The following is a 24,244-nucleotide window of genomic DNA, read 5'->3' on the forward strand; positions in this document are numbered from 1 at the left end:
ATATGGGTGGGTCATTGCAATACTTGATTGCCCGTCCCTGGGCTGATCTTCCGTTAACGGCGAAAGGTCTTGTCGTTATTGCTCTGCCGCTCTTTATTCTCATGGGGTCGCTGATGATGCTGCACCAGGCGAGCTATGCGGAAGCAAGGGCCGAAGACGACGTACGGCGCGCCTTCGCGATCCAGCGGGACATCTATCAAGTTCACGCCCTTCTTGCCGAAGCGGCAAGTGGCGTTCGGGGCTATCTGTTGACCGGGCAGGACCGCTTTCTCGAACCGTTCCGCAGGGCGGAGGGAGAGTTGCCCGAGACCTATGCGCGGCTTGATATCGCGATTGAGGACCCCGGTGTGCGGGCCGCCTATGACGTCTTTCTCGATCAGGCGGATCAGAAGCGAGAAGGTCTTGATGCCCTCCTGGCCCAGACGCGGCAGGCAGGGAACGACCGAAACGGCACCGCCGAGATTTTGCAGATGTTGATCGACAATAAGACCGTTCTCGATGATTTGCGGGCGCAGATCGACGTTATTCAGGCGCTTGAGGGCGCGCTCCTCGATGAGCGCCGGGAACGGGTGGAGCGTGTCCGCGCCCTCTACCTTTCCCTGACAGTAATCAGTGCCCTCATCGGTCTTATGGGTAGTCTCGCGGCGGTCTATCTCTTCTCCACCGGGATCGTGCGGCGAGTCCAAGGGCTGGAGCGAAATGCGGAGCGTCTTGAGCGCGGGGAGCCGATGATCGCCTTCCCTCCCGCTTCCGATGAGATCGGTCGCCTTGCAGAGCAGCTTGATCGGGCGAGCGAACTTCTGCGCGCGCGCGAACAGGCAGTGCGCGACAGCGAGGAGCGGTTCCGACTGGTCGTGGAGGGGGTGCAGGATTACGGCATCTTCGCACTCACCCCAGAGGGTGAGGTGGCGAGCTGGAATACGGGGGCTGAGCGCATTAAGGGGTGGCAGGCAGATGAAATCTTAGGCAAGCACTTTGCCCGCTTTTATCCGTCGGAAACACGCGGCTATCTTCCGACGCAAATGCTCGAGCGTGCCCGCGACCACGGCACCGCCGAGGATGAGGGCTGGCGGGTTCGCAAGGATGGATCGCGGTTCTGGGCGAATGTCATCGTCACGGCGCTGCGTGACGAGGCGGGGGAGTTGAGGGGCTTCGCAAAGGTCACCCGCGACATCACCGAACGAAAGCAATCCGAAGAGGCCTTGAAGGCCGCGCGGGAGGCCGCGGTCCTGGCAAGCCAGGCGAAGAGCGAATTCCTTTCCCGGACTAGCCACGAACTCCGCACGCCGATGAGTGCAATTATCGGTTTTGCGCAAGTCTTGGAGCTCGATCACGATGACCTCGCGCCGCGCCATCAGACCGCCACAACGCAGATTTTGAAGGCTGCCCGCCACCTCCTGTCGCTGATTAACGACCTGCTCGATGTTTCGAGTATCGAGGCCGGCACCCAAGCCCTGAAACTTGAAGAGGTAAGTCTTCTCGACGTCTTGGAGGAGGCCTATAGCCTCGCCGCGCCGATCGTGAAAGCGGCCAATCTGTCCTTTCAGTTCGATCAGGAAAGCGCCCAGTACACGGTGCAATGTGATCGTCGGCGCACCATCCAAGTCGTCCTCAACCTTCTCACTAACGCGGCAAAATATAATCGCGAGGGGGCCTATGTGGCGCTGACGGTGCAACCGGACGGGAACGATGTGGTGGTCAGTGTCACCGATGACGGGGCGGGCATTCCCGATGAGAGGATACCGCGACTCTTCACGCCCTTTGATCGCTTGGGCCAGGAGAAGCAGCGGCGGACGGATGGATCGGGTCTCGGTCTCGCCCTCTCCAAGAGCCTTGTCGAGACGATGGGGGGGCGGATCGGTTTCCGCAATGCGACGCCTCCTGACAGAGGGGCAAGCTTCTGGTTTACCCTGCCGATAAGCCGAGCGGGGCGCGGGCCAGAGATAACAGACCCTGAGACGCGGGAGGAGGCAGCCGGTGTCGCTGAATGACTTTGTAAAGCCTGAGGAGATCCTCTCACGCCGCGTTCTCGTCATCGACGATGAAGAGGCGAACCTCTTATTGCTCTCAACCCTGTTGGAGCGGGAGGGCTACCGCGACTGCCATTTCGTGGGGGAGCCGTCGGTTGCGCTTAATCGATATCTCGACCTTGAGCCTCATATCGTCCTCCTTGATCTGATGATGCCCGATGTGGACGGCTACCAGTTGCTCGACTCCTTTCGCCGTCATGCGCGGCCGGATGAATTCCTGCCGGTCCTGGTCCTGACGGCCGATACCACTGTGCAGTCACGGCGCCGGGCCCTTTCTCTCGGGGCAAAGGATTTCGTCGTGAAGCCGTTCGATGTGGTCGAAATCGGCCTCAGGATCGCCAATCTTCTCGAAACGCAGATTCTCTACGAACGCTTGCGCCGCGCCTGAGGGCGGCAGGCATAGGGGAAGGGCGCCGGCCGGGGCTCTTCCTGCTTGGCGGCCAGCGCTCTCTCATGTCGATCCACGCCCCTGTGAGGGGGCGACTTTTGCGAAGTGCGTTTATGATGACCGGCATTGGTTTCGATCCACGCCCCTGTGAGGGGGCGACGATTCCCTGGGCTCCTCCGCCGTGCGCTATGATGGTTTCGATCCACGCCCCTGTGAGGGGGCGACCGCTGATGTGACCCTTGTCAATCAGGTGTTGCCAGTTTCGATCCACGCCCCTGTGAGGGGGCGACGCGCAGGTCGTGGCCCGTCCAGCCGCACCACAAGTTTCGATCCACGCCCCTGTGAGGGGGCGACGTGATGAGCTTGAGGCCCACGGCCCGCTACAGGGGGTTTCGATCCACGCCCCTGTGAGGGGGCGACTCTTGAGGTCGCCGATGAATTTATCACCGCGCTGTTTCGATCCACGCCCCTGTGAGGGGGCGACGGGCACGGCAGAGCCGGATGCCTCGCCAGATGTGTTTCGATCCACGCCCCTGTGAGGGGGCGACCCATTGGCCCTATGCTATTTTTGTCGAGGGCAATGTTTCGATCCACGCCCCTGTGAGGGGGCGACCCCAACTACGCGGGGGCCGTCCAGCTTATGCAGGTTTCGATCCACGCCCCTGTGAGGGGGCGACGGGATGGGGCAAGCGGGCGATCACCGCTTACCACGTTTCGATCCACGCCCCTGTGAGGGGGCGACAAGGGACAACCGGCGCGACGGTGAGCGTGAGACGGTTTCGATCCACGCCCCTGTGAGGGGGCGACACCGCAACAGAACGCTGGATGCGGGGTCGTCAAGTTTCGATCCACGCCCCTGTGAGGGGGCGACTATTGAGATCGTTGAGCCGAAACGACGGCGGCAGTTTCGATCCACGCCCCTGTGAGGGGGCGACAAGCAAAATGAATTGCGCACCACGACAGATCAGGGTTTCGATCCACGCCCCTGTGAGGGGGCGACGTTTCGATGGGGGAAGCCTGTGAGTATTTATACGGTTTCGATCCACGCCCCTGTGAGGGGGCGACCATCGCTCTCGCCCTCAGCGTCTTCCCAGTCTTCGTTTCGATCCACGCCCCTGTGAGGGGGCGACTTCTTAACACAGACCCGCGAACCATCCGGCGTTGGGTTTCGATCCACGCCCCTGTGAGGGGGCGACCTGGCCGAGGCGATCAAAACCTGTCCGTCGGCGGTTTCGATCCACGCCCCTGTGAGGGGGCGACCGGGCCGTGGGCCTCAAGCTCATCACCATTGGGCAGTTTCGATCCACGCCCCTGTGAGGGGGCGACCTCAATCATTGGCCTTCCCTTTCTTCTGTGGCCTGTTTCGATCCACGCCCCTGTGAGGGGGCGACCGCAAGGGGTAACACCAGCTGCACGTTGCCGGGGTTTCGATCCACGCCCCTGTGAGGGGGCGACTTGCAGATAGACCCACTCGGCGAGCGGTGGCATGTTTCGATCCACGCCCCTGTGAGGGGGCGACATTATGGGAGAAAAAATCGCGCGGTGGAAAGGGTCGTTTCGATCCACGCCCCTGTGAGGGGGCGACCCGCGTTGTTGTGGACACTGGACGGCGGCCCGTGTTTCGATCCACGCCCCTGTGAGGGGGCGACCGTGGGGTACGTAACATCCTGTAGTAGATGAGGAAAATGTGGATGATCCGCGATTGTGGTGGATCTGCCATTGCGATAGGGGCGATTGTTGCCAGAAAATGAAAAATTATATTATAATTCAATAATTTAAGGGAATCGCGAACCTGCCGATGGATGGCCAACAATATGGGGTTCGCGCGCCAATGCCGTTCAGAACAGCAGGGGACCATCAAGATCAAGAACCGGCTTGGCGCCGATATGCTCAATCCGGCGCTTGCCTTCTGCCCCCAATCGATAAAAGCGGAGACTGTCTTCTTTCTCGTCGATCTCGGCGATGAGCCGTGCCCGAAGCGCCACCCATTGGGCCGGGTCAACCTCACACTCAAAGACCGAATTTTGCACACGCTGGCCGAAATCCAGACATGCGCGGGCAACCCGGCGAAGGCGTCGGCTTCCTCCGGGGGAAGACGTACTTACATCATATGTCACCAGCATCAGCATGGTCTATCTCCAGATGAAGGGGGGATAGCCGTCGAGGTCCCCGCGTAGATGACGCGATAAAAGCCTTGCTTGTAGATGGGCGACGAGGCCCATTGCCGCGCTCTCACCAAGAAACGGGTGTCGGAGTTCCCGCTTTTTTCTCTCCTGCCATGCGATTAGGACCAGCTTTCGTCCGTCCTCGGTCAAGCTGATGGCGCCGCCGGCATCGACGACGAAGTCACGTGCTTTTATCTGTCCCCGGTTGATCATGGTCAGAGCAAGCCGATCCGCCAATACGGGGCGAAGCTCTTCCATCAGGTCGAGTGCAAGGCTTGCCCGACCGGGCCGATCTGTGTGGAGAAAGCCGACCTGCGGGTCGAGACCGACCCCCTCAAGTGCGGATCTGCAATCATGCCCGAGCATGGCATAGAGAAACGACAAGAGGGCGTTGACCCTGTCGAGCGGCGGGCGCCGTGACCGGCCGCCGAACCGCAATTCCCGGGGCGCCGCGTGCAACATCGCGTCGAAGACGCCAAAATAGACGTTAGCCGCTTCGCCCTCGAACCCGCGAATGACATCGATGGTTTCTGCCTCCGCTGTCCTTCGGGCAATGCGCCCCAGTCGCGCTTCGGCGTCTTCGAAGGCCTTCCGTTGCGGCGTCTCGAGCTTCTCCCCATGGTCGCGCAGGGCACGGAGGAGGACCGTCCGCTGGTTTGCGGCCTTGGCGGTTACGATGCCTCGAACAATGGGGACAGAGCGGGAGGGATCATCGGCCATCCGATATTGTGCCCGACGGAGCAGGACATTGCCGGTTTGTGCCCCCTCGACACGTGCCTGGAACCGTCCCTCGGGCGTCAAAAAGGATAGGGTGATCGCCTTTTCCGCGCACGCGGCCATCAAGGCAGGGGAAGCGCCTGTTCGGTTGAAACAGACCACGCCCTCAAGAGCATGGAGAGGAGCGCGCCCCCTTTCCTTGCCGTCCGCCTCTACGACGAGATTCTCGCCGTCCTTTCGCAGCCATGCATCTTCGCTGGTGACGTAGATGGTATTCAGCAGGCGGCGCATCGTAGGCTCCTTGCGCGTTTAGTCGACGAGCTGGCGCAGAAGCCATTTCGAGACGGAGGGAGGCTTTTCCAGCCGGTCGGGACAGCATTCCCCGACAAGGGAGCATCGGCGGCAGGCCGGTGTCCTTCTTGGCGGCGGTGTTCTCCCTTCGCCAATCATGGTCCTACAGTCCGCAATGACATCAAGGGTAAGGCGGCGTAATTCCTGATCTATCGACACCACAGTCCGCTTGCGGGTTTCTCCGTAGAAAAGCGCGCCTTCAGGAACGGTGAGCCCAAACATTTCCTCAAGGCACAGGGCCTGTGCGCAAAGCTGGACCTCGTCGGCGCGGTGGCGTTTTGGACGGCCTCGCTTGTACTCCACTGGATAAGGCTGCTGGCCATGGAATTCCACAACGTCAGCCTTTCCAGAAAGCTTCAAGGTGAGCGAACGAAGGACCATCCCGCGGACAATCTTTATGCCCTCGCGCCGGTCGGGTTTTCCGCCATCAACTCGCTCATGCAACAGGCGCCCTTGCGCGGTGGCCGAGTCCTCCGACCAGATGCGCTCGACATGGATCAGTGCGCATTGCCGCGGGCAAAAGAGATGGTGCTGCAATGCCGAGATCGGCGTCAGCGTGTCCTCGCTGTGCTGGTCCGGGGGTGGTAACATCCCCAATTCTACCTCTCGATCACCTCGACGCCCGTGGGCAGACCCTCGCGGTCGATGGTCACATCGTAATCGGTCCAGTGTCGCGCGGGCGGCCAATTGTCCGTATTTGGATCACCAACTTTTCGGCGTTCGCCCTGATACATCCGCCAGGTCTGGACGCGCTCAAACAGAGACTGGGCCTGCGCATTGCCGAGCGCGCTTTCATGTCGGAACACAACCAGCTTGCGGGTGGCCATCTCTCCGCGGGCGGCTGAACGGTCGTGGTCGAACATATTGCCGAGCGCCTGCCAAAGCAGCTCCAGGTCGTCTTCGGAAAACCCAGTGCCTTTGGTCTCGTCACTGGCAAGGGGGGCGGAGACGAAGCCATGGGCACGATAGAGGCCGTAGGGCACGATGTGCTTACGGCCCATGGTGCGCCCGTGCTTGTCCTCGGCATCCTTTTCCGTCGTTGCTGCCATGCGGGTGATGGAGATTTCCAGCGGCAGGATGGCCTCGACCGAGCGGGCGAAGGTGAACTGCACCGGGCCGCGGACCTGACCGGCATTGACGCCTGTCGACATCACGGCACCAAAGGTTCGCACATCCCAGAAGTTCGCGCACATCCAGGCCGTCAGCTCTCGTGCCTTCTGTCGGTCCTTCGGCAGTATATTAAACTTGTCGGTGATCTCGGGCATGACGGCGGCCCAGGCTTCCTTGTGCAGAAGATTGAGAGTCGAACCCTCTGTCATGTAGATGCGGTTATCGCTAGCAAGCGCCACATAGTTCCGCACCTTTCGCTTCAACGCGACGTCAGAGACGAGACCCTTATTGGTCTCAGGGTCGAGGCGCGGCATATTTCCCGCGTCGGGGTCGCCGTTTGGATTTCCGTTCATCACATCGAAATAGAGGACGAATTCGTGGCGGTTCGTAACCGGAGTGCTCATGCGTCGGTTCCTTCGATGGCGGCGTCGGCCAGGTCGGACGCGATGGCTTCGCCTGTGTCATTGCTAAGTTTTGTGGCCCGCTGGTGATAATAGCCGATGGCGAATTCACCCTGATCGGCAAGGCGTAGCGAACGAGGCCAGATGCCACCGGGCTTGGGGGTGAAGTGACTGTTGATCTCCTCTAGCTCCCGCTCGATCAACGTCGCCCAGCCAGGCTTTTCCTTTCGGACCTTGGAAAGATGATTTTGCCCTCCACGGACGATCAGGGGAAAGACGCTGGCCGGTGTCGCGGAGGCGGCGCCGAAATATCGGTCACGAATCGTGGCGTTCACTTTTCCGAGCGCAGCTCTCTGTGACATTTCGTAGACCGCGAAAAGACGGCCGAGCTGATAGCCGATATTGTCGTGGCTCCTGTCGAGGCCCATGGAAATCTCTCCTTGTGCTGAGGTAATGCGGCGTTGACGATTAAGGACGGCGCGAATGACGGCGGCGTGCCACCCGGTGGCGGCGCTGTCGCCGGCCCGCAACCGCATGATGGCGGCGGAAAGAAGAGTGCGCGGATAGGGCCCACCGGTCAGCATGGCCCGCATCACTTCGCCCGCGAGATTAGGCGGAATATTCTTGAAATCACCCTGCGCCGCTGTGGTCCGTACAAGAAGGATGCTCAGTGAAGGCGGACCGGTCCAGCCCAATGGTTCTGGCTTGATTTGTAAATCCTTGTGGTGTTGGACTAGCGCCGCGGCGAATTCGCCAAAGTCGCCCGTCAGCCAGAAGCGCACCGACAGGCGGGCCGCGTTCGGTGACAGGCCCAGGACATGAAACTTTGTCCCCTCAACGATCTCAGGCCGCAGCGTCGATAGCGATACGCCGGACGCGATTTTCTTCAAATCATCGCGTATCCGCGCCGTCTCCGATTCATCGGTCGGCGGTTCGGCGACATCGGCGAACCAATTGTCGGCTGCCGCCGCCGCGCCGTCGTCAGCTCCTGGCACATCGCTGACATCCGCCCAGAAGACGACGGTGGCATCGCCGATCGTACGCCGGAGACGATTTCCCCCGTCACGGACGAGAAGCGCGTTTAGCGCCGCACCATATCGGAACGCCGCAGCTTCACCCGTGGGGGCATTATCTCCTTGCTCTTTGCCGAGCGAGGTGAAGGCATCAAGATTGAATGAGACAAGTGCAGCGCCAGATGATTGAGCGCCGTCGACCCCTTTGATCGTTGGGTGGAGACGAGCGGGATGGTCGATCTGCCCACTGATGAGGCAGAAGACCCCCTCTGCATCGTCATGAGTCCTCACTCTCGCCTCAATAAGCGCCGCTGCGGCATCCCGCTCGTGAAGAAACTGTCGTTCGCCCTCCAGCCTGAACATGACATTGGCGTCGAGCATCTCCTCCTTAAAAGGAGCTGCGTCGAAGCGTTCTGGCTTCCAGGACTCTAAAAACCTCCTCAAGGCAGATAGCCCTTCGTCTTTCTGATCCTCCAACACCTCCAAGTGCAGCGCGACAAAAGCCGCATGCTCATCAGCTGTCCGCTTGCCGTTACCTGCCGTACGTCCCAAGACGTAGGCCGTCTTGTCCCATAGGAAGTTAGGCGAGATCCCAACTGTGCGTTTGACGGCAGCCGGGACAGTGTAGGTCCTTAGTCGTGGCTTTTTACCTGAAGCATCGTGAAGGGGTTCGATATCAAAGACCGTACCGTCCTGCTTCAGGATAATGCACCATCCGAATTTCTCCTCGCTCCACCCCGGTTTTGCGATCTCTGGATTGCGGCCATAATAGCTATTGAGCGCCTGCAGGATGCTCATTTTACGACCTCACCGGACTTGAACGGGGGCACTTCGATGACCCCATCTTTCATCACCGCACGGAAAAAATGAGACTCGTTTCGCCCACTAGCGAAGTCGATGTCGTGGAGCATCCAGCCAAAATCGTCGTCACGAACCTCAAGGCGGGGCTTGGCCTCGGGGAGGGGATCATTTTCGCCCAAGAGAGCGAATTCCGCCGCAAACTCTCGGGTGCCGAGGCAGGGGCGGTGAAAGCACTGGCCCTTTGCCGCCCGCCGGTTGAACATTGAGAGATGTTTGGCGGGCGTATCTTCGGGCCCAGCTTTCTCTGTCATCGTAAAGTGGGCTTCGATGACATACGCTACGTTTGTCAGGACCATGGCGGCACGTTGCTGCCGGTTCTCGTCAACCACGATCCCCAGGCCTTCTGTCGACCCCTTTTTCATCGCGCTTTTCGCGTTCGACGCACTAGCTTTGGCACCAACTTCGTTGCGGCGGATCGATTGAAAGCGGATGGGTTTCAAGACATGTAGGCGATCGATGTGCCAGCGGATCGCCGGCTTCCAGTGGATCGCCTCAAGAATGCCCCGCGCGGCAGAAGGTGTCATGACATCATAGCTGACGCGCTCAACCTTCATTTCTGGACGGGTAAAGCAGGCGTAGTCACCCCAGATATGTAGACGGATTGACATTCGAAAAGCCCCCGAGCTTGCTGAAGCAGGATTATCCGGGAAATATCGCTGATCGCAACCGGGAGTTTTTAAGAGATGATATTACTCTCGCTGTTGCGTGCGACAGGATCCGCGTCGATCCGCAGGCCAAGGTCCTCATCGTAGAGTTCAGGCTGCTCTGCCGGTTTCGTCACTACCAGCGTCGCAAACCGATCTCCGTATGCTTCGGGCCTGATGAATGCGACGGCCCCGTCGCGAAGGAGGGTGTCCCGCGAGGATGGTGGTATTGGCACAGTATATTGCTGCAAGGTTTGCTGAATGCCCTTCGGGGGGACGGGGGCATGGGTCAGCGCGTCGATCGCGTTTCGACAATTGTCATCGTAGGGAATGATCACTGGCACCATGACATCGTCAATCAGGCGGAAGGCCTTACTCACAGATTTATAGGGAAACTCCCATGTTCCAGCGCGTTCTCGTAGGGCCTTGATGATCTCGAATCGCTCGTCACTTTCCCCGTTCGGGACACGCGCATTATCGAGCGCCTCAAATCCTTGCCGCCAATAGAGTCCAGCATAGAATTCACGAATAGCCTCAAGGCTAAGCACATCGTCACTATACTTCTGAAAGCTATCTGCTGCTGCTTTGAGAAAAGGTCCAATGGCTTTTGGTGGCTCCCGATCACTTGGCTCGAATACGACTGTCTGGCCGAGCCCCTCGAGCTTTCCCTCTCGGTTACATCGTCCAGCAGCCTGAGCGATGCTGGAATGCCCCGTTGCCGCGCGCCAGACTTCGGGGAAGTCGATATCGACCCCCGCCTCGATCAGGCTCGTGGAGACCAGGCGGACAGGCCGTTTATTCTTCAGATCATCGCGTATTTTTTCGAGTACGTGTCGGCGATGCTGGGCGCACATCAGCGTTGAGAGATGAACAGCACCTTCCTGTCCTCGTTCCCGAAGCTGCAAAAACAACTCGCGCGCGTGGGCCCGACTGTTCACGATACAGAGCATTTGAGCCTGTTCATCGAAACGTGCGGCGATTTCCTCGTCGGTGACAACCTCGCGTTTCCAATGAACGTCTACGCGTCTGAGCTTCTGGTAGAGCTCTTTAGGCCGAGGCGCCAGCTCCCGTTCGTCGGGTATATCCAGTCCCCAGTGAGGATCACCTTTGTTCTTCAGAGCCAAGGCTTTGTCTTGAACACGTAACGCCGGCTGGGTTGCCGTGCACAGAACAATACTGCATCCATAGTTCTTTGCGAGTTCGTCAAGCGCCGCCATGCAAGGCCGAAGCAGGTGGACAGGCAAGGATTGGACTTCATCGAGGATAATCACACTGCGGACGATATTGTGCAGTTTGCGGGCTCGGCTCGGGCGGGAGGTAAATAGACTCTCGAAGAATTGTACCGCCGTCGTGACGACAATCGGCGCATCCCAATTCTCAGTGTCTCGTCGTAGCTTGGCTCGGCCATCCTCGCCCTCATTCTCGTCGTCGCGATCGTCAAACGGCGGCATCTTGTCCCAGTCGAAGCTCGAATGGTGTTCGAGAATTGCATCACCTAGCTCGACCTCTTTGCGGAAAACGTCGGCTGTCTGTTCGATGATGGACGTAAACGGAATGACGTAGATGATCCGCCGTAGATTGTGTCGGATCACGTGTTCGCCGGCGAAACTCAGGGAGGTCAGGGTCTTGCCGCCGCCGGTGGGGACAGTCAGGGTGAAAAGGCCTGGCGTGAGCGCCGCTTTCTGAGTTGCATGGTCAAGAATGGTACTCCGTAGTGTGTTCAATTCGCTATTGTTGTTGCGAATTCGCATCAAATATGTACGGACTGAATCAAGATGTGATGGAGTGAAGGTGCCTCCTCGGGTGGGGTTGGGGGCATCAGACGACACGGCATAGAAGCGCTCTGTCTCAAGAAAATCGGCATCTACTAAACAGGAAAATAACATCCGTCCAAGGAATGATTTGGAAAAATTCTTGTCTATGCTGTTTTCTTTTTGTGACAACGGCGCAGAAGCGAGCGTCTTGCAGCTAAGGAGTTCCCCCGCGTGTTCCTGCCAGCCTGTATAGTCTTCAATAAATTTTTGTCGTCGCCGATCGAGGTCGGCAAAGTCCATTAGTCCGCCATGGTGCCCCGCGATCCCATAGGCAAGAAGGCGACCCAACTTGTTTCCATAAAGAGTGATTGCTTCCTTGGCGCCCGCGGTGCTGTGGTCTGGCCCCCGCTGCGCACTTCCGTCGTCATGTCCTGTTCGGATATAGCGCTGATACGCGGCGGATACCTTGCCGATATCGTGGAGCTGACCCATGACCTGCGCCATTGGGCTTGCACCGAACTCGTCGGCAAACTGCGCAGCGGCCTGCCCAACGGCTAGGAGATGGTCGCTTAGAGGTTCCCACTGTTCCTTTGGTTGATCGGGCAGCGAGTGCGCGAAGCGATCCATCGAGGTTTCCTTGCAGCGACTGGTTGCGTCACGCCGAGTCTGACGCATTTCCGGCGATAATTTTTGTCATATTATTGCGGACGCGCAACGTCGTTCGACAGGCGCTCCGGGGAGAACTCTTCGGTGACCGTGGGCATATGGAGCTTGCGTCCGTCTCGCCTGCGATTCTGCAAAGTGGTTCGAAATCGACCCCGATCGGCACAAAGCAAGCGCCTCATATTTACTACCTCGTAGGAGAGTGGCGGGATTGGGCTTCGATGTCAGACAAACCGCCTCAAAATGATGACGCAGCCTTTATCGGGTACTGTCGGAAATAGTTTGAAAAGCGTGGCGACCTTGAGACGCTTCCATCAAGGCAGTCGGGTGATAGGACAAGAATCGCCAAAATCCGTTTGGATACTGATATTGAGCCGAAATAATCCCAGATGATGAGGTGGATCATCATCCGAGCAAGAAGTCGGCCAATTTACTCGGTAAAATATGTCCGCAAGCTGATTGATGCTCTGTGGGAAGCCGCGCAAAAATTGTGTGATCCGTGTTTGGACATCACCAGCAAAGCGGTTCTAGGGGGGGCTTTTCGAGGTCTGCTTTACTGGTGATGTTCACCAAACAGATATCTTATATAGACGATTAAATTTTTGAGCCGATTCCAGCCTGTCCGTCCAGCTTTCAACGATCCGACCCATCTGCAACAGATATTCAAGTTGACGCTGCTCGCGGCCGTCCGGGTCTTCGATGCGGAACACCTTCCAGAAATGCCGGGCGCGTTCACCGGATGGGCGTACCATAGGCCGCGACAAGGCGTCTAAGAGCTTCCTCAGCGGCCGGGCGCTTCTCCGGGAAAAGCACCGGAACCTATAGGCGAGATCCGTTTCATCGAAGGCCGCTTCCTAAAAGCAGCCTGATACACCGTTTGTGAGAGCGACCAGCTCCCGCTCACCCCTTCCAAGAATCAAGGCAACAGACCCCGTTTGAAAACGCTAGGCTTTTGATCGGGTAAGAAGCGTTTCGATGGGGGTAAAATGGTGCCCAGGGGCGGAATCGAACCACCGACACGCGGATTTTCAATCCGCTGCTCTACCAACTGAGCTACCTGGGCGAGCTTATGGCCGAGGCCATAGCGAGCAGCGTCCGTAGGCAATTGTCGCCTGCTTGTCCACTGCCGATTAAGACGCCATATTCAGGAACATAAGGAGGTCAGACATGACCCACTTCTTCCTATCGTCTGTGACCCTCGCTCAGCCGGTCATTAGCGAGCCTACGCTTCCAACGCCCATTGGAGACGAGATGCCGGTGGCGACGCCGACGACCTATCTGATCGTTCTTGGCGTCGTTGTCGGGTTGCTCACGCTCGCCTTCATCTTGTCCCGTATATTGGGCACGGGGCGTCGTCGGCACAGCGATGATGAGATCCTCCCGGTGCCCTTCGACCCCGGGCGCTACTGAGTCGGTACTGAGTAGAGACTCAAAGACAAGGGGGCGATGGGGGCGCGATCTGGTAGGGGCTCTCTTGCCGGATAGGGGCGGGGCGGCTAGAGCCGCGCTTCTCATCCCAATCAACATGAAGCGGAGGCAGTGATGGCCGGCCATTCGAAATGGGCGAACATTCAGCACCGAAAAGGGCGCCAGGACGCCAAACGCTCGAAGCTGTTTTCGAAGCTGTCAAAGGAAATCACCGTCGCAGCGAAGATGGGGACCCCGGACCCCGAGATGAATCCTCGGCTTCGATTGGCCGTACAGAACGCCAAGGCGCAGTCCATGCCGAAGGACAATATCGAGCGCGCCATCAAAAAGGCCGAAAGCGGGGAGGGCGATAATTACGAAGAGATCCGATATGAAGGTCGAGGGCCTGAAGGTGTCGGCGTCATTGTCGAAGCCCTGACCGATAATCGTAATCGGACCGCGTCCGAAGTGCGCAGCACCTTCACCAAAAACGGCGGCTCTTTAGGGGAAACGGGGTCGGTGTCCTTCGGCTTCGATCGTATGGGGCTCATCCAATATCCGGTCGATATCACCAGCGAAGACGGCATGATGGAGGCGGCGATCGAGGCGGGGGCCGAAGATGTGGAATCGAGCGAGGATGGCCATGCCGTCTATTGTGCCCTCGAAGATCTCAACGATGTATCGACAGCGCTAGAGGCCCGGTTCGGCGAGCCGGAGACCGTGACCCCGACATGGCGTCCCCAGATCACGGTCCCGATTTCCGACGAGAAGGCCGAGACGATGATGAAACTCTATGAAGCGCTCGACGACCTCGATGATGTGCAAAATGTCTATACCAATTTTGAAATGAGCGATGAGGTGATGGCGAAGCTTGCGAGCTAGGCCCTCCTCAGTCGGATCCAGGACAGGGGGAATCGGGGCGATCGCTCACGGCCCGCAGGGGGCTGACGATGTGGACGCTGTCAACCTTATGTGGGCGCTGTCAACGTATTGAGCAGTTCAAGGGCAAGAAGACTGGATATAATGGGCTTATAGAGCCGTTTGATAGCTCGGCGTGACCTTGCGGACGGCCATTTGAGGGTAGAGCTGGGAATAAAAGGGGCAGAGAGAGTTATTATTTTTATTCTCTCTCTGCTCCCTCTATCGGTCTGTCGGGCGAACCCTCCCAAATGTCACTCTGTCAGGTGACTTGTTTTCTTTCTTCCATTTCCCTCCCATCAAAACAAGAAAAATCGTTGCTGCACCGCAACGAGTGTGTGCAGTGCACAATAAAAGGAAGGGGGAGGGAGAGCGTACTGGCGTCTTGTTCTTGGGGCGCCTCGCGGATAGGCGGAGCGCTGCGCAAAGCCATCGGCAGACAACAAAGGACAACGGCATGAAGCTCAATGGCAATGAGATCCGTCCCGGGAACGTTATCCAACACCAAGACACGTTGTGGGTGGCGGTGAAGGTCAATGCCGTGAAGCCGGGGAAAGGTCCTGCCTACGCACAGGTCGAGCTGAAGAACCTGCTCGATGGACGCAAATTGAACGAACGCTTCCGCGCTTCCGAGACGGTTGAGCGCGTCCGGCTCGAGCAAAAGGACCACACATTCCTCTATGAGGAAGGGGAGCAGCTCGTCTTCATGGACACCGAGAGCTACGAGCAGATCAATATCGAAAAGGAGATGGTCGGCGAGCGTACGGCCTTCCTACAGGATGGCATGGCGGTTGTCGTTGAAAGCCATGAAGGGCGCCCCATCGGCGTCAGTCTCCCCGAGCAGGTGACCCTCGAAATTACCGAGACTGAACCGACGGTCAAAGGTCAGACAGCCTCCTCCTCTTACAAACCAGCTGTGTTGGAGAACGGCCTGCGAATTATGGTGCCGCCGCATATCACGCCGAACACTCGGGTGATCGTGAATACCGAGACCCTCGACTACGTCAAACGCGCGGACTGAGGCGGCCTTTTTGCCTGTCGCAACTCTCGGGGGGGAGCAGCGGGGAACCTGGAGCATTTTCAAGCGAAGGGGGAATCGCTTCGCATGAAGAACATGCGATGACGCAAAGACCTGGAGACGTTTCCGGACTGAGGTTGATCAGAAGCGGCTCTAGCCGAGCCCCCCGGCTCCAAGCGAGTGGACCTTAGCCGGGACGACATCGCTCTCCTGCGGCAGGGGACCGGGACGGCCGATGAAAAAGCCTTGCAAATGGTCAACGCCAAGGGCCTTCAGCAATTGGGCGTCACTCGCATTGTCCACCCATTCGGCGACCGTCTTTGTGCCGAAATTGCGCGCGAGATCGAGCAAGGTCCGAACGAATAGCTGGTTCTCCCGGGAATGGGTTAAGCCTGAGACAAAGGACCCGTCGATCTTCAGAATATCGATGTCCAGCGCTTTCAAATTCCGGAAGGATGTGTAGCCCGCGCCGAAATCGTCGATGGCAAATTTGCAGCCGAGCTTTTTGATTGCCGTTACGAAATCCCGCGACGGTTCGATCTCGTTGACCAGCTGGGTCTCGGTCAATTCGAGGGTGAGCCGGCTGGTGACATCGCAATGACTTCTCAAATGAGCGATATATCCCTCCGCCCAGAGGGGATCGCGCACGGTTTCCCAGCTCAGATTGACCGCAAGGGTGATATCAGGATGGGCGCGCAATGTCCCCAGCGCGAGCTCCAGCACCCGCCGATCAATCAAATGGACGAGGCCCAGGCGCTCCGCGGCAGGAATGAATTTCGGGGCGGGCAGCTCTTCGCCCGCTGATCGCATCCGGGCGAGACACTCAAAATGCGTGGGGGCCTGGCCGACATCACTGACAATGGGCTGATAGCTGAGATAGAGCCCACGATCATTGAGGGCGGTCAGAATAACGTCAGAGATTTCGGTGTTCTGACGTCGTTGCGAAATCGTCTCGGTTTGCTCCGAGAACATTTTGAAGCTTGAAGCCCCGGCCCGGCGGGCCTGGTCGAAGGCAGCTTCAACCTCCTTCAGCGCCGCGGCGGCGGAGACCATATCGGTGCGGAGTTCACTGGCGCCGATACAGACGGACACGGCGATGCCGCCGGCTCCGGTTTCGACGACCCGTTCCCGCATGGTGGTCATGATCTCCCGGACCGTCGTGTAGAGGGTGGTCTTGCCATCCGCAGCCAGTAAAACGCCGAATTTGGTGCCGGCGAGACGGCCGAGGACGGTGCCTCCCTTGACAATATCCTCAATCCGCGAGGCCACTTCGACAATCACCTGGTCGGCGACGTCAAACCCGAAATCATTATTGATCGAGCCGACATTATCGACGCCGACCAGCAGGAGACAGCCATTCCGCGTTCCCTCCCGTACCCCGTCGAGCCAGTCACTCAGCTTTTCCTTGAACGACGCGCGATTGAGCTGACCGGTCAGCTCGTCATAGGTGGCGAGATAGTTGAGGGCCTCTTCCCGCTCCTTTTGCGCATCGATGCGTCTGACCATCGCGATCAGAACATCGCTTTCGCCCCGCGGCAGCCATGTGCCCCGCTCTTCGACCCAATAGGCGAGCTTTTCCTCACCAATGCGATATTCGACGGAATAAGCGCGCTTTTCGGCGCGGGCGGCACTGACGGCGCTTTCGCGGCGGGTCAGATGCTCGCCATCGATGAGATTAAGATATCCGTCGGCCGTCTCGATCGAGGCATTGGGAATAGGCGAGAGCAGTGCACGCGCGGTGTCGATATCAGCCCAGGCCAGCGTGTCGGTTGCGGGGTCGAATTCAAAGAGTGTCTGTTGGGCGGCTTTGAATGCGGTCGCGACGGTTTCACTGCTGACCGAAATTGAGCGTGTCATGCGCGACGGCTCCTAAGGCGCCTAAGCGCCCCGATTACTAATGACATCACCTTTCTACGATATTGGCGTAAATGAACGCTGAAATCCGGACTGACTATCCTTGAGGAAGTTGGAAATCAGCTAACGCCAAAGTCACGCCTGGCGGCCTTCGTCGTGACGATGAAGCCAGCCATAAAATCGAGGAAAGTCATCAACATATAGATGAAGAAGACGGAGTTCCCGAAACCCGGCATGATAATGAAAAGGAGGAGGGCCGCAACGAAGAGAAGGGCCGAGAGGCTGTGATTGACAAGGGAGTCCGTTCCGGTCTCCGTCGCCCGCAGAAGCTCAATGAACAAGAGCCCCATGGACAGGGTGAGAAACGCATCGCCAAAGGTGATTTGCCACTTATTGCCAGAGACAAGGGTGGGATCGAGGAAGATGCGATCGATGAAGGCCTGCTCGCCGCCACCGGCAAACAAACCGATCGTATAAAGGATGAGGCTAATCACCAACAGGGGAACCATCGAGAACATCGAGGACTTCCTTACTCTATCTTTACCGAATCTATCGCTACCAATGCCGGGCACCGGTGTCACGCGAGGGTTTCTGTCACTCACGGAAAGAACGCTCCTCAATCTGCCCTGGATCCTTCGATCGTGCGATAAGCCAGCTTACCCCTATTAAATCGCGGATCGCTACCGCCGCCCGCCCCAAATTTGTGTATTTCGATTGGCCGAATTGCCGGGCCCGGTGGCTGACCGGCAAATATTCCGCCTCAAAGCCTTCTCGGATGATAAGGGCGGGGACGTAGCGATGGACGTGGTCGAAATAGGGGAGGCGGAGAAAAGCCTCCCGTTTGAAGACCTTAAGGCCGCAGCCTGTGTCGGCGGCATCATCGTGCAACAGCGCCTTCCGCACCTTATTGGCGAGGCCCGAGGCGAACCGTTTCGTCCAGGTGTCCTTTCGCTGCTGACGGACACCGCCGACCAGCGCGAGAAGCGAGGGGGCATCCGGGCGCATCAAATGCCGGTAGAGGCGCGGAACGTCGCTGGGGACGTTTTGCCCATCCCCGTCCATGGTGGCGATGACCGCCGCCCGGGCACCGAGAATGCCGGTCCTTAAGGCCCGGCTCTGCCCTGAATTGCGGCTATGCCGGAGAATCCGCAGTTGTGGATATTTGGCAAGGGCGTCGGTCAGGACCTCTGCGGTGGCATCGGTGGAGGCATCGTCGACGGCGATGATTTCGTGATCGATTTCGGCCAGCTCCTCGGCGATCTCCGCAATCAGGGCTGCCGCGCCTCCTGCCTCATTGTACATGGGGAGGACGACGGACAGGGCAGGGACGGGCCCTGGGAAGGACGCGCGATCGGCACCGAAAAAGGGGGCAGGGGAAAACGACATTGGGGGCCTAGAGCAGAAGCGCCTCTCCCGCGCTAGACCTTACCCGCGCGGGGGGGACGACGGCAGAGTGACGGAGGCAAGCGTCACGCCCTCGCTTTCATCGGCGCAACTCGATAGGAGCGGAGGTCACGGGAAGGAAATCGCGCGGCTATGGTCATCAAAGGGGTCAGGCACTCCCCCCACGGCGGACATATCGTGGTCCTGATCTTGTTCTCCGTCGTGTCGATCCTGTCCGGCCTCTTGACCGTGCCGCCGATCGATCGCGACGAAAGCCGCTTCGTGCAAGCCACGACGCAGATGATCGAAACGGGCAATTATATCGACATCCGCTTTCAAGCCGAAGATCGCCACCAAAAGCCCATCGGGATTTATTGGCTTCAGGCCGGATCGGTTCTCGCCTTCGCCGATGTCGAAGATCGCCCGCTCTGGGCCTATCGTCTGCCCAGTCTTGTGGGGGCGATGGCGGCGGTCGTGTTCACCTATCTTTGCGGTTGCGCGTTGTTCGGCGCGACGCCTGCCCTGCTCGGCGCCTTCTTGCTCGCCGGGGCGCCGGTGCTGCTGGGGGAGGGGGCAATCGCCAAGGCCGATGCGGCCCTTCTTGGGGCGATCGCTGGCATGATGGCGGCGCTGGCCTGGATCGTCACGGCGCCGGACGACCGACATTTAGGGAAACCGGTATTGGGGTTTTGGGGCGCCCTCGGGGTCGGCATCCTGCTCAAGGGGCTTGTTGCTCCATTGGTGGCGGTGTCCGTCCTGATGGGGCTGTTCTGGCATGGGAGGCATGAGCCCGAGCGCACGGCGCGCCTGTGGCGAAGGCTCCGTCCCCTATGGGGCGTTGTCGTTTTGTCGGCGCTGATTCTTCCGTGGTTTATCGCGATCGGTGTCCGGACGGAGGGGCGGTTCTTTACAGCCTTTCTCGGCGTCGACAGTCTTGGGAAAGCTTTTCGGGCCCAGGAAGATCACGCCGCCCCGCCCGGATTTCACTTTACGGTTTTCTGGGTCATGTTCTGGCCAGCTGCGCTGTTCGCCCTGGTCGCGGCGCGCAAAGCGATCGCCACCTGGCGCGAAGGCCCTGTGTTTTTCTGTCTCGCTTGGCTCGTCCCTTTATGGATTCTCTTCGAACTCGGACAAACTAAGTTGCCGCATTATATGATGATCGCCTATCCGGCGATTGCTCTTCTCATCGGCCATGCCGTGGTCACGCTTCCGGAAACCGCCCATCGCGGCCTTCGGCTGGCGGGCATTCCCATCTTCCTGGCGATCGGCTTCGCAGCCACCTTGTTCATCCTCTTTCTCGCGGGCCGGTTTTCGACGGCGGGCCTGACCCATTGGCACTATCTTGGCGGGGCTCTCGTTGGGAGCGTGGCCATTGCCGCGGCGGTCCTGGTGGCGCTCAAGAAATCGCAATCCGCGCTGATTGCGGCGGCCTTCGCCAGCAGCCTTTATGGGTGGGGCGCGTTCGAGGGCGTTCTGCCCAGCCTCGATCGTCTGACCCTGACGCCTGAGCTCGCCAAAATGCTCGACCGGAATGAAGCCCATCCGCTCAAAGACAATACAGGCCCCCTAGCCCTGGTCGGCTATAGCGAGCCTTCCGCTGTTTTTACCTTCGGCACCGACACCCTGTTGCTCAGCCCAACGGCGGCGGCGGCCTATGTCCTCGAAGATCCGCGGCGCGCGGCGGTAGTCGAAAGCCGAGAGGAGGCCGCTTTTATCTCGGCCATTCCGCCGACAAGAACGGCGCGCCGGGTCGCCGAAACGATCGGGTACAATTATTCCAACAATCGTGATGTCGAATTGATCCTATATCGGATCGAATAATGGTGATGGACGCAATTTTTCAATCTCTCGAAAAGGCGTTCGACGCCGCCCCGCACAAAACCATGCTGATCGCGATCGGCGCCCTGACCGCGACGCGATTCCTCCTTCTTGGGGTCTATCAGACCGGCCTCAATCCCGATGAGGCGCAATATTGGTTCTGGAGTCGTGATTTCGCTTTCGGCTATTACTCGAAACCGCCGATGATCGCATGGGTGATCGGCGCGATCACGGCCCTATTCGGCGATACGGTATGGGCGGTCCGTGCGATGAGCCCGGTTCTGATCGGCGGCGCCGGTTATTCTTTGTTTGTAACCGGACGATGGCTCTATGGCGATAAGATCGGCGTCTGGGCCGCGGTGATCTGGCTTTTGTACCCGGCGGTGATGCTCGGCGCGACGATATTTACGACCGATGTCCCTTTGCTCTTCTTTTGGTCCGCTGCCTTGATGTTCCTTGTGATGTTGGCGGAGGCCGCGCCTGGCCGAGGGCGGTGGGCGGGGGTGGGGCTTGGGGCCGCCATCGGCCTTGGCTTTCTCTCAAAATACGCCATGGTCTATTTCCCCCTTGGTTGGGGCCTTGCCTTGATGGTGTCTCCCTATGCCCGAAAGACCTTGCGGGCCGGGCCGCTTGTCCTCGCCTTCGGGGGGGCTGGCCTGATCTTTGCCCCCAACCTTTGGTGGAATGTCGAGAACGGACTTCAGACCCTTTCCCATACCGCGGATAATGCCGATTGGTCGGGGACGCTGTTCAATCCTGAGGAGATGCTGCAATTCTTCGGGGATCAATTCGGTGTGGCCGGTCCCTTTCTCTTTGCGGCCTTGTTGATCGGCGTTGTCGGCATGCCGTTCCGTTCACGGCTTGAACCTGCGCGGGATCGCTTCCTTCTGTGCTTCATCCTGCCCCCGCTCGTCATCATTCTGGCGCAATCTCTCCTCTCAAGAGCCCACGCGAATTGGGCCATGGCCGCGTATCCCGCGGCGGCGATTTTGTTGCCGGTCTGGATGATCAGATGGCGGCGGGCGTGGGTCCTCTGGTTGTCGGTGACCCTTCATTCGGCTGTCGGGATTATCTTCACCGCGGCCCTCATCGATCCCCCCATTGCCGACACGGTGGGGCTGTCCAATGCGATCAAGCGCGTCCGGGGGTGGGATGTTCAGGCGGAGGACCTCTTGCAGCGGGCTGAAGGCTTTGATGGCGTGGTGGTGGATGAGCGGGAGGTCGCAGCCCATCTGGTGTGGGAATGGCGGCGGGTCGACCGACCGATCGCCGTCGCCGATATCAATGGACGCCGCGACAATACCTATGAGTTTGCGCTGCCCTTTGTGCCTGAACCGGGCAAGCGATATTTGCTGATCAAGCCATGGCAGGAGCGATTGTGCTGGTACGGGCGATTTGACGTGACGCCCTTGGCGCCGAGCTTCGTCGATCTTCATGCGACAAGACGCGGTCAGCCAGAGCGCACCCTCAACCTTTACGCCCTCAGCGCTTACCGTTCCGACGATCCCGATCCCTGCGCAACGGATGGGGATCGTTGAGCGTGCCGCGCGACAAAGGCCGCATAATCCGCAGGCGTATCGATTCCGGGCGCGTGATGATCCACAAGACCGACGGCGATGCGGTGGCCATGTTCGAGGATGCGCAATTGCTCAAGGGACTCGGTCTGTTCAAGGGGGGTGGGCGTCAGCGTGGGAAAGATCTGAAGGCTTTGCGCTGAAAAGGCATAGAGGCCGAGATGGAGAAGCGGCTGCGCCTGGGGGGGGGCAGTTCGCACAAAGGGAACCGCCGCCCGGCTGAAGGTCAAGGCCGTTCGAAGACCATGGGCATCCGGCACGGTGAGCGTCGCCTTGACCAGATCCGGTGAATGGGGATCGGCGCCCACGGGCATGGGGGAGGCAAGGGTGGAGGCAAAAATCTCGCCCTGCGCCATCGCCCGGCGGTGCGTGTCGATCAGGGTGTCGATCGTCGCGGCCTCGATCTCCGGCTCATCCCCTTGCAGGTTCAGAACGATATCGGCCGGATCGTCGCGGGCGACCTCGGCCACGCGATCCGTCCCGCTCCGGTGATGGGGGGCGGTCATGACCGCGGCGAACCCGGCCGCTTCGACGGCGGTGCAAATTCGCTCGTCATCGGTGGCCACGACAACGCGCACATCGGGGAGGGAGGCCGCGACCTCCGCCGTGTGGACGATCATGGGCTTGCCGGTCTCGGCCAGAAGAGGTTTGCCCGGCAGTCGGGTCGAGGCATAGCGCGCCGGGATCACGATCAACACATCGCTCATGATATTTGCCCCCGGTGGCGGTTCCAGCGAAGGGCCCCCCAAGAAAGCGCAAGGCCGGTCGCAACGCCGAGGCAATTGGCGAGAAGATCGGCCCCTGACGGCACCCTGTCCGGTCTGATCATCTGTAGGCCTTCAAGGGCGAAGCCATAGAAAATGAGGGCACCGACAACGCCCACTGAGATCAGCCCCCGTCGATAGGACACCCCCAACAGGGCGAAGAAACTGAAAACCGTATAGGCGAGAAAGTGAGAAATCTTGTCGCTCTGACCAGGATCCCCGAAAAGGAGAGCGGCCAAGGCTCTCAGCGGGGGAAACTGGGTCGGATTGTTTTCCGTCGCGGCCCCCAGACTGAAGACAGCGATGGCAATCCCCGAAACAATGGCAAGACCCTGAACAAATCTGATCACGCAGCGCGGACCCGCGATTGTTCCTCCCACTGAATGGCGCTCCGAATGATCACATCGATATCGTCATAGCGCGGGACCCAGGAAAGGGCAGTGCGGATGGCCGCCGTATCGGCGATGAGCAGGGGAGCATCCCCCTGGCGCCGTGCTGCATATTGCGTGGGCAAGGTCTTGCCGGTCACCCGCTGAACCGCCGCAATCACCTCGTGCACGGAGATCCCTCGCCCATAGCCGCAATTCAACGTCACCGATCCGCCTCCCGCCATTAAATGATCGAGGGCGGTGGCGTGGGCCTCCGCCATATCACTGACATGGATGTAGTCGCGGATGCAGGTGCCGTCAGGGGTATTATAGTCATTACCGTAAATTTTCAGCGGCTCGTTCAAGACGCCCGTCGCGATTTGGGCGGCCGCCTTGATGAGGTGACGGGGATGCCCCGTCTCGCCTGCGCGGGCATTGGGGTCGGCGCCGGCGACGTTGAAATAGCGGAGAATGGCCGTCCCGATACAGGCCGGTCGACAGACATCGGCGACAATCCGCTCCGCCATGCCCATGGCCGCCCCAAAGGGGGAAATCGGGCTGAGCGGTGTTTCCTCCCGAATCGGCATCCTTTGCGGGACACCATAGACCGAGGCGGTCGACGAAAAGACAAAATGCTCGATCCCCCGCAAGGTCGCTGCCCGAAGAGCCGTGAGGGTTGGCGTCAGGATTTGATCGTATTGCGCCATCGGATCGATCAAGGAGCCGGCGGGCGTGGCGTCGTTCCCGGCGAAATGGATCACGCCAGTGACGTCATGGGTTTCAAAGACCGTGGCCAGCCCCTGAACGTCCGCAGAAGACAATATGGAGAGCAGAACGTGATTGAGGAGGGCAGGGGGCAGGGTGCCGCTTTCGGCGACCCCGACGGCATCAACCCCCCTATCGTGCAGCGAGAGGAGCATGTGCGACCCAAGATAGCCTGTCGCGCCGGTGACCGCGATTGTCATAAGGGGAAATCCATGGCGGCTCGCCTTTCTACTCTATCGGGATTTTGCCGCCGCCGAAATGGCGAATGTTCGGGAATG

At 59.3% G+C, this 24,244-nt stretch carries 20 protein-coding genes, 1 tRNA gene and 1 CRISPR repeat array; of the genes, 7 read left to right on the top strand and 14 right to left on the bottom strand.

The window, feature by feature from the left end:
- Window positions 1–2: 2 nt before the first annotated feature.
- Both PB2503_RS07125 and PB2503_RS07130 read left to right on the top strand, forming a co-directional pair.
- Window positions 3–1,991, top strand: a complete 1,989-nt coding sequence (locus PB2503_RS07125) for a sensor histidine kinase (RefSeq protein ID WP_013300562.1) — start codon at window positions 3–5, stop codon at window positions 1,989–1,991.
- Window positions 1,978–2,418 (top strand): response regulator, encoded by a 441-nt coding sequence (locus PB2503_RS07130; RefSeq protein WP_013300563.1) that lies wholly within the window; start codon window positions 1,978–1,980, stop codon window positions 2,416–2,418. Before PB2503_RS07125 ends, PB2503_RS07130 begins: the two co-directional genes overlap by 14 nt.
- Before the next feature lie 65 nt (window positions 2,419–2,483).
- Window positions 2,484–4,067: a CRISPR direct-repeat array (repeat unit 31 nt; unit sequence GTTTCGATCCACGCCCCTGTGAGGGGGCGAC).
- Between the two features lie 189 nt (window positions 4,068–4,256).
- Here the strand turns inward: PB2503_RS07130 and cas2 are convergent.
- From cas2 to PB2503_RS07175, 8 genes are all read right to left on the bottom strand, one after another.
- The gene (cas2, locus tag PB2503_RS07135; RefSeq protein ID WP_041534936.1) at window positions 4,257–4,547 is read right to left on the bottom strand and encodes a CRISPR-associated endonuclease Cas2; all 291 of its coding nucleotides are present in this window, start codon (window positions 4,545–4,547) and stop codon (window positions 4,257–4,259) included.
- Window positions 4,548–4,550: 3 nt separating this feature from the next.
- Window positions 4,551–5,591: a type I-C CRISPR-associated endonuclease Cas1c gene (gene cas1c / locus PB2503_RS07140; protein WP_013300565.1), complete on the bottom strand. Its 1,041-nt coding sequence runs from the start codon at window positions 5,589–5,591 to the stop codon at window positions 4,551–4,553.
- A gap of 18 nt (window positions 5,592–5,609) precedes the next feature.
- The gene (gene cas4, locus PB2503_RS07145) at window positions 5,610–6,242 is read right to left on the bottom strand and encodes a CRISPR-associated protein Cas4 (RefSeq protein WP_013300566.1); all 633 of its coding nucleotides are present in this window, start codon (window positions 6,240–6,242) and stop codon (window positions 5,610–5,612) included.
- Window positions 6,243–6,250: 8 nt separating this feature from the next.
- Window positions 6,251–7,165: a type I-C CRISPR-associated protein Cas7/Csd2 gene (cas7c, locus tag PB2503_RS07150; RefSeq protein ID WP_013300567.1), complete on the bottom strand. Its 915-nt coding sequence runs from the start codon at window positions 7,163–7,165 to the stop codon at window positions 6,251–6,253.
- Window positions 7,162–8,973: a type I-C CRISPR-associated protein Cas8c/Csd1 gene (gene cas8c, locus PB2503_RS07155; protein WP_013300568.1), complete on the bottom strand. Its 1,812-nt coding sequence runs from the start codon at window positions 8,971–8,973 to the stop codon at window positions 7,162–7,164. The genes cas7c and cas8c overlap by 4 nt, the downstream gene beginning before the upstream one ends.
- Entirely contained in the window at window positions 8,970–9,644 is a 675-nt protein-coding gene (gene cas5c / locus PB2503_RS07160; protein WP_013300569.1) for a type I-C CRISPR-associated protein Cas5c, read from the bottom strand. Before cas5c ends, cas8c begins: the two co-directional genes overlap by 4 nt.
- 68 nt (window positions 9,645–9,712) lie before the next feature.
- Window positions 9,713–12,061 carry a CRISPR-associated helicase/endonuclease Cas3 gene (locus PB2503_RS07165; RefSeq protein ID WP_013300570.1) on the bottom strand — a complete coding sequence of 783 codons (2,349 nt, stop codon included), beginning with the start codon at window positions 12,059–12,061 and terminating at the stop codon, window positions 9,713–9,715.
- A gap of 1,023 nt (window positions 12,062–13,084) precedes the next feature.
- Window positions 13,085–13,160 (bottom strand) — tRNA-Phe (locus tag PB2503_RS07175).
- Window positions 13,161–13,264: 104 nt separating this feature from the next.
- Between PB2503_RS07175 and PB2503_RS07180 the strand changes: the two genes are divergently transcribed.
- The 3 genes from PB2503_RS07180 to efp all read left to right on the top strand — a co-directional run bounded on the left by PB2503_RS07180 (window position 13,265) and on the right by efp (window position 15,443).
- Complete coding sequence (locus PB2503_RS07180) at window positions 13,265–13,507, top strand: hypothetical protein (protein WP_013300572.1); 243 nt, start codon at window positions 13,265–13,267, stop codon at window positions 13,505–13,507.
- A 132-nt stretch (window positions 13,508–13,639) separates the two neighbouring features.
- The gene (locus PB2503_RS07185) at window positions 13,640–14,386 is read left to right on the top strand and encodes a YebC/PmpR family DNA-binding transcriptional regulator (RefSeq protein ID WP_013300573.1); all 747 of its coding nucleotides are present in this window, start codon (window positions 13,640–13,642) and stop codon (window positions 14,384–14,386) included.
- 493 nt (window positions 14,387–14,879) lie between these two features.
- Window positions 14,880–15,443, top strand: a complete 564-nt coding sequence (efp, locus tag PB2503_RS07190) for an elongation factor P (RefSeq protein ID WP_013300574.1) — start codon at window positions 14,880–14,882, stop codon at window positions 15,441–15,443.
- A gap of 150 nt (window positions 15,444–15,593) precedes the next feature.
- On the opposite strand, the gene PB2503_RS07195 is transcribed toward efp, so the two are convergent.
- The 3 genes from PB2503_RS07195 to PB2503_RS07205 all read right to left on the bottom strand — a co-directional run bounded on the left by PB2503_RS07195 (window position 15,594) and on the right by PB2503_RS07205 (window position 18,680).
- Window positions 15,594–17,297: a bifunctional diguanylate cyclase/phosphodiesterase gene (locus PB2503_RS07195; RefSeq protein ID WP_013300575.1), complete on the bottom strand. Its 1,704-nt coding sequence runs from the start codon at window positions 17,295–17,297 to the stop codon at window positions 15,594–15,596.
- Window positions 17,298–17,413: 116 nt separating this feature from the next.
- Window positions 17,414–17,812, bottom strand: a complete 399-nt coding sequence (locus PB2503_RS07200; protein ID WP_013300576.1) for a hypothetical protein — start codon at window positions 17,810–17,812, stop codon at window positions 17,414–17,416.
- Between the two features lie 76 nt (window positions 17,813–17,888).
- Window positions 17,889–18,680, bottom strand: coding sequence for a glycosyltransferase family 2 protein (locus PB2503_RS07205; protein ID WP_013300577.1), 792 nt, complete (start codon window positions 18,678–18,680; stop codon window positions 17,889–17,891).
- Window positions 18,681–18,830: 150 nt separating this feature from the next.
- Between PB2503_RS07205 and PB2503_RS07210 the strand changes: the two genes are divergently transcribed.
- Window positions 18,831–20,498, top strand: coding sequence for an ArnT family glycosyltransferase (locus PB2503_RS07210; protein WP_013300578.1), 1,668 nt, complete (start codon window positions 18,831–18,833; stop codon window positions 20,496–20,498).
- Entirely contained in the window at window positions 20,498–22,033 is a 1,536-nt protein-coding gene (locus PB2503_RS07215; protein ID WP_013300579.1) for an ArnT family glycosyltransferase, read from the top strand. Before PB2503_RS07210 ends, PB2503_RS07215 begins: the two co-directional genes overlap by 1 nt.
- Here PB2503_RS07215 and kdsB read toward each other — a convergent pair.
- The 3 genes from kdsB to galE are packed head-to-tail and all read right to left on the bottom strand — an operon-like array spanning window position 21,985 to window position 24,166.
- A complete protein-coding gene (gene kdsB / locus PB2503_RS07220; RefSeq protein WP_013300580.1) occupies window positions 21,985–22,776 on the bottom strand; it encodes a 3-deoxy-manno-octulosonate cytidylyltransferase in 792 nt (263 codons plus the stop codon). The two genes, PB2503_RS07215 and kdsB, sit on opposite strands and share 49 nt — an antisense overlap.
- Complete coding sequence (locus PB2503_RS07225) at window positions 22,773–23,183, bottom strand: VanZ family protein (RefSeq protein ID WP_013300581.1); 411 nt, start codon at window positions 23,181–23,183, stop codon at window positions 22,773–22,775. Before PB2503_RS07225 ends, kdsB begins: the two co-directional genes overlap by 4 nt.
- A complete protein-coding gene (gene galE, locus PB2503_RS07230; RefSeq protein WP_013300582.1) occupies window positions 23,180–24,166 on the bottom strand; it encodes a UDP-glucose 4-epimerase GalE in 987 nt (328 codons plus the stop codon). The genes PB2503_RS07225 and galE overlap by 4 nt, the downstream gene beginning before the upstream one ends.
- Between the last annotated feature and the right edge of the window lie 78 nt (window positions 24,167–24,244).

Source organism: Parvularcula bermudensis HTCC2503 (assembly GCF_000152825.2).
GTDB lineage: Bacteria > Pseudomonadota > Alphaproteobacteria > Caulobacterales > Parvularculaceae > Parvularcula > Parvularcula bermudensis.